The organism is Streptomyces roseus, assembly GCF_001044425.1.
In the GTDB taxonomy this organism is placed as follows: domain Bacteria; phylum Actinomycetota; class Actinomycetes; order Streptomycetales; family Streptomycetaceae; genus Streptomyces; species Streptomyces roseus.
This window is the reverse complement of sequence record NZ_LFML01000077.1, coordinates 1-11,302: the sequence shown is the minus strand read 5'-3', so window position 1 is coordinate 11,302 and position 11,302 is coordinate 1. Positions and strand designations below refer to the sequence as shown.

General features: G+C 73.5%; 10 protein-coding genes and 2 pseudogenes. 1 reads left to right on the top strand and 11 read right to left on the bottom strand.

What is annotated here, in order from left to right:
- Nucleotides 1–223, top strand: a pseudogene (locus ACS04_RS19830) (glycosyltransferase family 2 protein); the annotation flags it as partial.
- 24 nt (nucleotides 224–247) lie between these two features.
- On the opposite strand, the gene ACS04_RS39415 reads toward ACS04_RS19830, so the two are convergent.
- The 11 genes and pseudogenes from ACS04_RS39415 to ACS04_RS19780 form a co-directional block, all read right to left on the bottom strand.
- On the bottom strand, nucleotides 248–559 hold the full coding sequence (locus tag ACS04_RS39415) for a hypothetical protein (protein WP_245236454.1): 312 nt from the start codon (nucleotides 557–559) through the stop codon (nucleotides 248–250).
- Nucleotides 560–633: 74 nt separating this feature from the next.
- Nucleotides 634–1,053 (bottom strand): annotated as a pseudogene (locus ACS04_RS39410) (glycosyltransferase); the annotation flags it as partial.
- A gap of 21 nt (nucleotides 1,054–1,074) precedes the next feature.
- On the bottom strand, nucleotides 1,075–2,202 hold the full coding sequence (locus tag ACS04_RS19820) for a lipoprotein (protein ID WP_048478001.1): 1,128 nt from the start codon (nucleotides 2,200–2,202) through the stop codon (nucleotides 1,075–1,077).
- A gap of 5 nt (nucleotides 2,203–2,207) precedes the next feature.
- Complete coding sequence (locus ACS04_RS19815) at nucleotides 2,208–3,728, bottom strand: oligosaccharide flippase family protein (protein ID WP_078865008.1); 1,521 nt, start codon at nucleotides 3,726–3,728, stop codon at nucleotides 2,208–2,210.
- On the bottom strand, nucleotides 3,728–4,453 hold the full coding sequence (locus tag ACS04_RS19810) for a YveK family protein (RefSeq protein WP_245236453.1): 726 nt from the start codon (nucleotides 4,451–4,453) through the stop codon (nucleotides 3,728–3,730). Before ACS04_RS19810 ends, ACS04_RS19815 begins: the two co-directional genes overlap by 1 nt.
- A 120-nt stretch (nucleotides 4,454–4,573) precedes the next feature.
- Complete coding sequence (gene wecB, locus ACS04_RS19805; protein ID WP_048478000.1) at nucleotides 4,574–5,683, bottom strand: non-hydrolyzing UDP-N-acetylglucosamine 2-epimerase; 1,110 nt, start codon at nucleotides 5,681–5,683, stop codon at nucleotides 4,574–4,576.
- A 4-nt stretch (nucleotides 5,684–5,687) separates the two neighbouring features.
- Nucleotides 5,688–6,944, bottom strand: a complete 1,257-nt coding sequence (locus ACS04_RS19800) for a nucleotide sugar dehydrogenase (RefSeq protein ID WP_048477999.1) — start codon at nucleotides 6,942–6,944, stop codon at nucleotides 5,688–5,690.
- A complete protein-coding gene (locus tag ACS04_RS19795) occupies nucleotides 6,944–7,765 on the bottom strand; it encodes a WecB/TagA/CpsF family glycosyltransferase (protein WP_048477998.1) in 822 nt (273 codons plus the stop codon). The genes ACS04_RS19800 and ACS04_RS19795 overlap by 1 nt, the downstream gene beginning before the upstream one ends.
- Nucleotides 7,762–8,940: a hypothetical protein gene (locus tag ACS04_RS19790; RefSeq protein WP_048477997.1), complete on the bottom strand. Its 1,179-nt coding sequence runs from the start codon at nucleotides 8,938–8,940 to the stop codon at nucleotides 7,762–7,764. The genes ACS04_RS19795 and ACS04_RS19790 overlap by 4 nt, the downstream gene beginning before the upstream one ends.
- A 432-nt stretch (nucleotides 8,941–9,372) precedes the next feature.
- Entirely contained in the window at nucleotides 9,373–9,984 is a 612-nt protein-coding gene (locus tag ACS04_RS19785) for an acyltransferase (protein ID WP_048477996.1), read from the bottom strand.
- 108 nt (nucleotides 9,985–10,092) lie between these two features.
- A partial coding sequence (locus ACS04_RS19780) for an alpha/beta hydrolase family protein (RefSeq protein ID WP_048477995.1) occupies nucleotides 10,093–11,302 on the bottom strand: 1,210 nt, incomplete at its 5' end.

Here is an 11,302-nt window from a genome sequence, read left to right as displayed (position 1 = left end):
CCTCGGCGGGGACTCGCAGGTCTCGCCCCGCCTGTGGACCCTGCTGACCCTCAACCGGGTACGGCTCTACGGCCGCCGCCACGGACCGGCGGCGACCGCGGCCTTCCGCGGCGCGGTGCTGCTGCGCGAGACCTCCCGGGCCGCGCTCGGCCGGCCCGCGAACCGCGCGGCCGCGCGGGCCCTGGCCAGCCCGTCGGCTCTGCGTGCCGTACCGGGCCCCTGAGCCCGCCGCCGAACCGGAGCCGGTTCACCCGGTGGGCGTCTGCCCGTCCCAGGCGGTGTAGAAGCTCTCCGGGTTGACCAGGTAGCGGACCGTGGCCCGGGGCACGTGGCGGACCTCGTGGCGGCGCGCGTAGCGCCGTACGAGCTCCCAGTCCTCGCGCGGCAGCACCTCGGGAGTGCGCCGCAGCCGGCTGAAGTACAGGGACCGGGTGCGGCGCGCCACGAAGGCGTTGGTGTCGAGGAAGGCCTCGTGGGCGGCCCGGCGCCGGTCGAACGGCACGGACAGCACGTCCCGTTCGGAGCCGTCGGGCAGCATCCGGCGCAGTGCCGTGTACACCGCGTCGGGCCGCCGGGCGACTCCAGCACCGCGATGGCCTGTTCCAGGTGGTCGGGCTCCCACAGGTTGTCGTCGTCCAGGAAGGCCACGTACCGCGAGCGGGTCAGCCTTATCCCCACGTTGCGCACGACGCCGGCCGTCGCCGTGTTGCGGGCCAGCGACACCGCGAACAGCCGTGGATCCGCCGGCAGTCCGGGCAGGCCCGCGCCGTCGTCGACCACGACGACCACCTGGTCGGCGACGCTCTGCGCCAGCGCCGAGCGGACCGCCGCGCGCAGCGCCTCGGGCCGCCGGTGGGTGGCGATCACCGTGGCGACCAGGGCGCTCGGCGGGCTGCCCAGGTGGGCGGCGAGCCGGGCGGTCTCGGCATCCTCGAAGCGCCGCAGCCGCAGGGCGGAGGGGGCGAGCAGGACCTTGTTCCGGGCCTCGAAGAGCACGAGCCAGCCGAAGGCCCGCTTCAGCAGCTCCCAGGGGGCCCGCGCGATGCGGCGCATGACGTCCTCTCGAATCGATCGTCAGGGGGACGGCTCGGGGACGACCGGCCGGCCGTCGGCCGTGCGGTTGCCGCGCCACACGTTCCCGGCGCCGCCCGCGTTCCAGGCGGCGACCAGCCCGTAGGCGCCGGCGTTCGGGTGGTACTCGGCGGAGAACACGTTGTCGGTGACCTGGATGCCGGAGGCCCCGGGCCCCCCGCCGTACAGCGCGTACGCCCCGCCCGCGAGCCAGTTGCCGTCCACGACCACGGAGGACACGTTCCCGGTGTCCGCGAAGAGCCCGACGGCGGCACTGGCGCCCTGGTGCACGGGGACGGGGTTCAGGAGGGTGTTGTGGCGGATGGTGAGGCGGCCCTTGTTGCCGCCGCCGCTGATGACGGCGTCGGTGTGCTGCCATTCGCCGCCCTGGTTGCGGAAGGGGACGATGTCGTGCACGTAGGTGTCGTGGATCTCGCCCTGGCCCATCGAGAGGGCGTTGCCGAACACGGAGACGTCGCACCAGCCCACCTCGATCGAGCTGCCGCCCATGTTGGAGACCGCGTAGTCGACGCCGCCGTTGTCGGGGCCCTTGCCCGGTACGGCGGTGATGGTGGTGTGCAGGACGCGAAGGCCGCTGAAGCCGGGGCGCAGGTTGATCCCCCACCAGTTGGCCGAGGTGATCCGGCTGTCGATGACGGTGACGTCGTTGGCGTAGACGTCCAGCGAGCCGCGGATGTCCCAGCCCTTGATGACCATGCCGTCGGTCTTCACGGACAGGTCCCCCGTGTCGTGCCGCTCCAGTGCGATCCGTGGGCCGGTGGTCCCGGCGTCGGGGAACCCGCACGCGCCGGGCGAGGAGCAGGGGCCGCCGCCGGGCCCCGGGCCCGGGCCGCCCCCCGTGCCCGTTCCCGGCGAGGAGGGGGCGGAGGACGTCGAGGTCGGGGGGCCCGGACTGCCGGACGCGGACGGATCCGCGGAGGGCGAGGGCACGGGCCCGGGTGCGGGGTTGCCGCCGGGACACCGCAGGGCGCTGTCGGGGCACGGCCCGGCCGTCGGCCCGGCCGCGGGCTCGCTCACCCCGGTCCGGTCGGCGTCGTACAGCGCCAGTACGACGGCCAGGACGAGCCCGGCGAGGAGCCAGGCCACGAGGCGCCTGCGGTCGCGTGCCACCGCCGCTACCCCGCGGCCCGCGCGGAGCCGCGCAGCAGGCCTCGGCTCGGCAGGACGCACACGACGTATCCGAGGGTGCCCGCGGCCCCGGTCACGAGGAGGGCGAGGACGCCGTCGCCCAGGAGCCGCTCCAGGCCGAGGATCACCGCGGCCATCACGGCCCCGCCGAGGAACGGCCGGGCGCAGGCCCGCGCCACGGTCCCCGGGCCCACCCCGCCGCGGTGCAGGGCGAGGAGGAACACGGGCACCACCATGACGCAGGCGACCAGGACGTGCCCCTGCGCCACGCCCACGATCCCGCCCGCGTCCGCGCCGATCACCAGGGCCGGGACCAGGACGACCAGCCAGAGCCCCTGGACGCCGATGAGGGAGCGGCGCCGGCCGATCGCCACCAGGCAGTCGTACGCCAGCTCGCAGCCGATCCGTACGCCGCCGAGCGCCATCAGCCAGGGCAGCGCGGCGGCGGCGGGCAGCCAGCGGTCCCCGTAGACGAGCCCGACGACCGGCGCCGCCAGGGTGGCCGGCAGCACGCACAGCGGAACGGTTCCGGTCATCACCACGCCCAGGGCGCGGCCGAAGCCCCCGGCGAGCGCCCCCGGCGAGTCCGCCAGCCGGGAGAACCCGGCGAAGGAGACGCGGCGGGCCGCCTCGGAGATGATCCGCACCGGCCAGCCGGAGATGTTGAAGGCGAGCACGTAGAAGCCGAGGGACAGCTGGTCCAGGGCGGAACCCACCACCATCGTGTCCACGTTGACCACGCCGAGGGCGAGCATGCTGGCCCCGGCGAGCGGCAGCCCGAAGCGCAGCAGGGCCTTCGCCTGCTCCCCGTCCCAGCCGAACCTCAGGGTGCCGGGCGCGGCGAGGCAGCATCCCAGCAGGGCGGCCGCGTTGCCGGCCACGGAGCCCCAGGCGAAGCTCATCGCACCCCACCCCTGGACGGCCAGCAGCAGGGTCACACCCGTGCTCAGCACGAAGTTGACGGCGTCGACGGCCATCCGCCTGCCCTGCGCGAACTCCCGGGTGAGGAACCCGGCGGGCACCTGTGAGAGCCCGTCGAGCACCACGCACACGCACATCACCCGCAGGATCCCGGAAGCCTCGGGGGAGCCGAGCACCCGGGCCACGGAGGGAGCCGCGGCGAACAGGACGGCGTACAGCAGGCAGCTGGAAGCGACGCTCAAGGTGAGGACGGTCGGGGCGAAGCGGCGCGGATCGCCCTCCCAGCGCACGATGGCGAGGGAGACGCCCAGTTCGTTCGCGGAGAGCAGCACCAGCAGTACGGTCTGGGCGATCCCGTACACGCCCCAGGCCTCGGGGCCGAGGAAGAAGCGGGCGAGGACGATGCCGGTGACGAAGTTGCCCAGGCGCATGACCACGGTGTTGACCAGGCTCCACCGGGCGGCGGAGCCGACCTTGCGCCCCAGCGACGGAGCCTCGGAGGCACCGGCCCGCACCCCGGTGTCGGCACCGGTCCCGGCGTCGGCGGCGGCCCCGGCACCGGTCCCGGCCCCGGCTCCGGTCCCCATCACGGCGAGGCTCCCGCGGACGCCCGGGCGGTACGGGAGCCACCCGTGTCGGAACGGGCGCCGTTCTCCGGGGCCGGCGGCTCGGCGCTCTCGGCCGGCGCGGGCCGGTGCCGGCCCGGCTTGTCGGAGCGGCGGCGCCGGGCCTCCACGAAGAACGTGGCCACCAGGCTCAGTACGAAGCCCAGCGCTCCCGCCATGATCAGGTACTGGAGCCGGGTCTTGGTCTGCGCCTCCGGTTTCTGCGGCGGGACGATCGTCGCCATCCGGATCATGGCCTCGGCCGTCACCGACTGCTGGGCCTGGAACTCCTGGAGCCGCTTCTCGGCGTACTTGGTGAAGATCTCGTCCGACTTCAGGACGGCGGCCGGATCGGTTCCGGTGACGCTCAGCCACATGAAGGGCCCCTGGGCGTTGTCGGCGATCTTCGCCTCGTACTCCCCGGTGACTCCCAGGGACTTGAGGTCCGCCCGGGAGTCGTCGGAGTTGAGGTTGCGGGCCAGGCCGTCGGCCATGCCGGTGAGCGAGGCCTGGGTGCTGAGGAAGGGGTTGCCGTCGAAGGCCACCGTCGCCTTCTTCGAGTTCAGCAGTGTCACCGTGCTCTGCGACCGGTACTCCACCGGGACCAGTACGTACACGCCCGCGATGAGCGCGGCCGTGAGCACCAGTCCGGGCAGCAGCACGTACCAGCGCCTGCGCATGACCCGCCAGATCTCCGCGAGATCCATGGTCTTCCCCCTCGCGGCGGCGCCGCGCCGTCCACGCGCCGCCGCCGTGTTCATGTGCGGATTACGGTTCTTGCTCTTCTTCGGTTGCCGCGGTGGTGCGCCCGCGCCGTCTCCCCGGCCTCAGCCGGCGAGATCGGTTGGCCGCGGCCGCCCGCCCGCCGCCAAGCCCTCCAGCAGGACCCGCGCGATGCGCTCGCTCGCCCGGCCGTCCCACAGCGCGGGGCAGCGCGCGGCGGGCGGATCGTCGAGCACCCGGTTCACCACGGCGGTGATGCGCTCCGGGTCGGTCCCCGCCAGGACGTTGGTGCCCTCCTCGACGGTGATCGGCCGTTCGGTGTTCTCCCGCAGCGTCACACAGGGCACGCCGAGGGCGGTGGTCTCCTCCTGGACCCCGCCGGAGTCGGTCAGCACCACCCGGGCGGCGTCCTGGAGCGCGATGAAGTCCAGGTACCCGGCGGCCGGGACCATCCGGATCCCGCCCGGGACCCCGACCTCCTCCAGCCGCCGCGCCGCCCGCGGGTGCGCGGGAAGCAGCAGCGGACAGCGCTCCGCGATCTCGCCCAGTGCCTTCAACAGGCCGCGCAAGGCGGCCGGTTCGTCCACGTTGGCCGGCCGGTGCAGGGTGACCAGGCCGTAGCCGCCCCGGGTGAGCCCGTACCGGTCCAGGACGTCCGAGGCCCTGGCCCGGTCCAGGTTGGCGAGCAGGGTGTCGATCATGACGTTGCCGACGACGTGGATCTGGTCCTCCCGGTACCCCTCCGCCCGCAGGTTCGCGGCGGCGTCGGGGGAGGGGGCCAGCAGGTAGTCGCTGATGCGGTCGGTGGCGACCCGGTTGACCTCCTCGGGCATGCTCCAGTCCCGGCTGCGCAGGCCCGCCTCCACATGGGCCAGCAGCGGGCCGGCCTTCGCGGTGACCAGGGCGCAGGCCAGCGTCGAGTTGATGTCCCCGACCACCACCACGGCGTCCGGGGCCAGTTCGTCGACCAGCGGTTCGAAGGCCGTCATCACCCGGCCCGTCTGCCGGGCGTGCGTACCCGATCCGGCACCGAGGTACCGGTCGGGCGGACGGATGCCCAGGTCGCGGAAGAAGACGTCGTTCATGGACTCGTCGTAGTGCTGTCCGGTGTGGACGAGGACCACTTCGGCGCCCAGGCGCTCCAGTGCGTCCATCACCGGCTTGATCTTCATGTAGTTGGGCCGTGCCCCGGCCACGCAGATGATCCTGGGCATGGTCTCAGAGCACCTCCACCGTGGGTCCGGAGAGCCGGTTGCGGCAGTCGAGCACGAACGAGGCGTGCTCGGTGACCATCGCGTAGTCGAAGGCGTCGTGGTCGGTGAGCAGGACCACCACGTCGGCCGCGGCCAGCTCCTTGCGTGTCGGCTCGACCCGTACGAGACGGGAGTCGACCTTGAGCCCCTCCACCACGTGGGGGTCGGCCGCGCGCACCCTGGCGCCCATGTCGATGAGCAGCTGCGAGACGCGCACCGCGGGCGATTCGCGCGCGTCCCCGGTGTTCTTCTTGTACGCGAGCCCCAGCAGCAGGATCTTCGAGCCGTTGACGGAGCGGCGCTTGGTGTTGAGCGCGTCCATGACGCGGCGCGCCACGTACTCGGGCATGTGGCTGTTGATGTCGTTGGCGAGTTCGACGAAGCGGAAGCTCTGGCCCAGCTCCCGCTGGACCCGCCAGGACAGGTACGAGGGGTCGATCGGCAGGCAGTGGCCGCCGACCCCGGGTCCCGGGGTGAACTTCATGAAGCCGAACGGTTTGCTGGACGCCGCCTCGATGGACTGCCAGACGTCGATGTCGAGGTGGCGGGCGAACATGGCTATCTCGTTGACCAGGGCGATGTTCACGTGCCGGAAGGTGTTCTCCAGCAGCTTGGCGAGCTCGGCCTCCTTGGGCGAGCTCACCGGCACCGTCTTGTCGACGAGGTCCGCGTAGAAGGCCTCGACGGCCTTGAGGGAGCGGGCGTCCACGCCGGAGACGACCTTGGGGGTCTGCTGGAACCCCCAGACGGTGTTGCCGGGGTCGATGCGCTCGGGGCTGTAGCCGAGGTGGAAGTCGGCGCCGGCGGTGAGGCCCGAACCGTCCTCCAGGATCGGCCCGAACAGCTCCTCGGTGGTGCCCGGGTAGGTGGTGGATTCGAGGACCACGGTCGCGCCGGGCCGCAGGAAGCGAGCCAGCGTGTGCGCCGACTCCTCGATGTAGCGCAGGTCGGGTGCACCGTCCTGTAACGGGGTCGGGACGGTGACGACGGCGACGTCGAAGCCGCCGCAGTCCCGCGCGAGTTCGGTGGCCTGGTACGCGCCGCGCTCCAGGGCGCGGGTCAGCCGTTCGGAGGAGACGTCCTCCACGTACGACTCGCCGGCGGCGAGGCTCTTGACCCGCCGCGCGTCCACGTCGTACCCGATCACCTGGTGTCCGACCTCGGCGGCCCGGATGGCCAGCGGGAGACCGACGTATCCCTGTCCCACGACGACGACGCGCATCAGTGACTCCTGTTCGCGGAACCGGCAGACGATGTGGCGGGCGGCAGTGCGGACGGCGTACGGCGGATGAGCTCGCGCACCGTCATGAGGAGGAAGGCGGTGTTGGTGGTGAGGTAGCGCCTGCCGAGGCGGCGCGGCTCCTGGAGCGCCCGGTAGAACCATTCGAGGCCCATGCGCTGCCAGACCACCGGGGCCCGCTTGGTGATGCCGGCCAGGATGTCGAAGGAGCCGCCGACGCCGTGCACGACGTGGGCGCCGGTGTGCTTGCCGTAGCCGGCGGTGAAGATCTCCTTCTTGGGCGAGGTCATGCCGAGGAAGAGCAGGTGGGCCCCGCTTTTCGCGACGGCTTCGGCGATCTGAGGCTGCTCGGCGTCGTCGAAGTAGCCGTTGCGGCTGCCGGCCACGCGCAGCGCCGGGAAGCGCTCCGCGATCCGGGCGAGCATCAGGTCCAGTACGTCCTGGCGGGCGCCGAGCAGGTAGACGGGTACGTCCGCGTCCTCGGCCGCGGCCAGCAGCCGCATGAACAGGTCGATTCCCGCCACCCGTTCGGGCAGCCGGACGCCGAGGACCCGGCCGGCCCAGACCACGGCCTGACCGTCGGCGAGGACCAGGTCGCAGCCGGAGACCGCCGCGGCGAGGCGGGGGTCGCGGTGCATGTTGACCAGCTTGGCGGCGTTGACCATGCCGATCTCGATCTGCTCGCCGCGCTTGACCGCGTCGAGGCAGCGCTGCACGGTCTCGTCCATGGTCAGGGCGTCGAGCGTGACTCCGAACAGGGTGTGCCGGGACGGGCGGCCGTGGCCGTCGTGGCGTCGGTTCATCTCTGCAGCCCCCCGAGCCATGCGTGGAGCAGCCAGCCGAACTCGTACGGCCGGCACTCGCGGTCGATGACGTCGGGGCGGAAGACCCGGTCCAGCGGGGCCAGCCGGGCGTGCGGGGCGACCTTGGTGGTGAGCCCGCGGACGGCGCGGACGGCCTTCGCGGGGTCGCCGCGGTAGACCTTGCGCCAGGTCACCCCGTACTTCTCCAGGATCATGGACTCGCGAGGGGTGCCGTCGGGCCCGCTGATCTCGGGCACGTCCGTCATCCAGCGCAGCCCGCGGCGGACGGCCGCGCCGAAGTCGGTGCCGCCCGCCTCGGCCAGGTCGAACAGTGCGGTCGGCGCCATGGCGTGCTGGTGCACGCAGTAGACGGGGTAGCCCTCCACCACGCCGCCCGTGCGGGCGTCGTAGTGCCACCACCACTGGCCGCCGTCGCCCTGGAGCTCGCAGATCCGCGCGGCGCAGGCGTCGGCGGCGGCGAGGGCCGCCGGGTCCTGGCCGCTCGCGTGCAGCCGGGCCAGCGCCTGGAGCGGGTACGTCTGGTCGGCGAAGCAGGCAACGTGCGAGCGGAATCCGGGGACGAGCCCCGGACCGGTGGCGTGCGGGAACAGTGCGCTGCCGGGGGCCCTGGCCGCCAGCAGCCGGTCGCGGGCGACCGTGATCCGCTCCTCCACGTCGGCCGCGGTACGGGCCGCGGCGAGGGCGGAGAGCACCCACGCGGCCTCGACCGTGTACTGCGGGCGTCCGGGTACGTCCAGTACGGCCATCCGCGCGAGGGCGTCCGCCAGCTTCGGGTGGCCGGTCTCGGCGGCCAGCCAGGCGATGAGCGCCGCGTCGCCGAGGTTGCCGACCCCGGGCAGCCGCTCCACCAGCAGCCCCGCGTACTCCTCGACACCGTGGCCGCCGAACAGGGCCCGCTGGCGGTCCTCGGGCAGGAACCGCGCACCCAGTGCGGTGATGGCCGCGTACCGGGTGCTGGTCCCGCGCGCCTCGATCCGGCGGACGCCGTCGGAGGTGACCGCGGCGACCCGGGTGAACACGAAGGTGTCGGCGCCCGGCAGGTACATCCCGGGCAGTCCCGCCTCGGCCAGCGCAAGCAGCCGCTCGGCGAGCGCGTGCAGCGACGGGTCCTCGTGGGCCAGGGCTCCTAATCGAGCCGCTCGTTTCGCGGTCACCGGGTCCCCACCCCGGCTCCCCGTGTGCTGCCCGCACTCCGTATGTCCGAGCTGTACGGCTCCAACACACCTACCCCCTCTGATTCGCTCCTCGAACAGACCCGGCGGTCGTCGTTCGGCGGAGGGGTTCGCGCATGACGGCGCACGTGCCGGCGGTCTGGTTCCCCCCGATGGCACGAACCGTCCGAGGCCGCCCACTGGATCCCCCCAGCGAAGCCCCGGACCGGAGCACGCGCGAACGGCAGCGCCGGGCGGGCGCGTTGCGCGCCGTCCGTCGTCACCTGGTCCGCGATGCCCTCGTCGTGTACAACCCCCCACTGAACAAAGCCTGTTGCCTGCTCAGATCCCGTGTACAGGGACAAGGTATGCCCACGGATGTTCGTTGATTGCGGTTTTGCTGAAATGCCGCTGCCCTAAATTGCCGACGCGCCGTCAGTTCCGCTTGAGCGGCGTTTCGACCAGCGTTCCGTCCCGTTCCTCGTGCAGCGCGCCGGTGCGCGGGCACTCCCAGACGCCCGGCTCGCCCTCGCGTTCCAGCAGGCGGACCCCGGCCCGGCCCACCCAGCCGATGCGGCGGGCCGGTACCCCTGCGACCAGTGCGAAGTCCGGTACGTCCCGGGACACGACGGCACCGGCCGCGACCAGCGCCCACCGCCCGATCCGCACCCCGGCCACGCACACCGACCGGGCCCCCAGCGAAGCCCCTTCGGCCACGACGACACCGGCGGCCTCCCAGTCCCCACCGCGCTTCTGTTTGCCGTCGGGGTCGACGGCGCGCGGGTAGAAGTCGTTGGTGAGGACGGCGGCCGGGCCGATGAACACCCCGTCGCCCAGTACGGCGGGCTCGTAGACGAGCGCGTAGTTCTGGAGCTTCACGCTGTCGCCGATGCGCACGCCGGGTCCGACGTAGGCCCCCCGCCCGACGATGCAGTCACGCCCGAGCCGGGCCTCCTCCCGTACCTGTGCCAGGTCCCAGATCGTGGTCCCGTCCCCCAGTTCGGCGCTCTCGTCGACCTGGGAGGAGGGTTGGATGCGGACGCTCACGAAGGGTTCCCCTTACGGTTCGAGGTGCGTACGGAGGGAGCATATGCAGCGCCCGGCCGGCCCGCCCCGGAGTTCAACCAGCTGCCCACTCAACCGACTTGGGCCCCGTCAGGAGCCGGGGCGGTGGACCGCGAGGGTGCCGTACGCGGACAGGGCCGCGGCCGGATCACCCGCGCCGGGGCGCAGGACCGCGTCGAGGAAGGCGAGGCTCGCGGCGGCCGTGACGCGCGGGCCCTCCGTCCTGCCGAGGGAGCCCACGAGGGAGGGGAGGGGCGGCAGGTACAGCGGGGCGTCGGTGAAGGTGAGGTGGCCGGCTCCCGGCACCGAGAGCCGGTAGGTCGTGGCGCTGCTGAGGGCGAGGACCCGGGTCAGCTGCGGGAGGTAGTCCGGGTCGGTGTCCGGGCCGATGGCCTGGGTGAGCGCGAGCACCGGCTGGCGGTAGGGCTGCGGGGCCGGGTCGTGGGGGAAGCCGTCCAGGTCGATGACGGCGGCGAACTCCGGGTCCTGGCGGGCGGCTTGCAGAGCGGCGCCGCCGCCGATGGAGTGGCCGGCCGCCACGACGCGGGCGGTGTCGAGGCGCCCGCTGAGCGGACCGGCGATCGCGCCGCTGTGGATGCGGCCCAACTGGGCCCGTACGAAGCTCAGGTCGGCGGCCCGGACCGCCGTCCACCGGGCCGCCCGCCGCTCGTCCTCGGCGTCGTCGCCCGTCGCCGAGACCTCCGTACGGACCGTGCGGCCGTCGGCGAGGACGACCGCCGCCGAGTCGTAGGGGTGGTCGATGCCCGCGACGACGTAGCCGTGGCTCGCCAACTCCTCCGCCCAGGCGGTGTTCTGGGCGCGTACCCCGCCCAGCCCGGGGGAGAACAGCACGACGGGGAACCGGTCTGCCCCGTCGGCGACGGGAACCTCGTACGACGCGCGGGTGCGGGCGCGCGGAAGGCCGTCCAGCAGGAAGCCGGGAAGGCCCGAGTAGTCCGCGAGCGCGCCGGCGACCACGCGCCCCTCGTGCTCCGTGCGCCCGAGGTACGGGGCGGGGCGCCCGCCCGCGGCGCCCTTGCGTGCCGGGTACCAGAGCTGGACGACCACCGTGCGCCGGTCCTCGGGCGCGGCGGTGGCGGTCTCGGGGCGTTCCTGATCGGTCAGCTCCAGCACCCCGGTGCCGACCCCGAAGCGGCCGGACGGCTCGGGGAACACCGGCGTGGGCAGTGCCCAGGCCGTCACCGGACCCGCGGCGACCAGCGCCAGGCACACCGCCGCCCCCGGCAGCGCCAGCCACCACGGAGCCCTGCGCGCCCCGCCCGTCCCGCCCGCCCCGCCC

Excerpts from the sequence above, each read along its gene's own strand:
- ACS04_RS19815 (WP_078865008.1), bottom strand. The coding sequence starts at position 3,728 with ATGGGGACCGGAGCCGGGGCCGGGACCGGTGCCGGGGCCGCCGCCGAC.
- ACS04_RS19800 (WP_048477999.1), bottom strand. The coding sequence starts at position 6,944 with ATGCGCGTCGTCGTCGTGGGACAGGGATACGTCGGTCTCCCGCTGGCC.
- wecB (WP_048478000.1), bottom strand. The coding sequence starts at position 5,683 with ATGCCCAGGATCATCTGCGTGGCCGGGGCACGGCCCAACTACATGAAG.
- ACS04_RS19795 (WP_048477998.1), bottom strand. The coding sequence starts at position 7,765 with ATGAACCGACGCCACGACGGCCACGGCCGCCCGTCCCGGCACACCCTG.
- ACS04_RS19810 (WP_245236453.1), bottom strand. The coding sequence starts at position 4,453 with ATGGATCTCGCGGAGATCTGGCGGGTCATGCGCAGGCGCTGGTACGTG.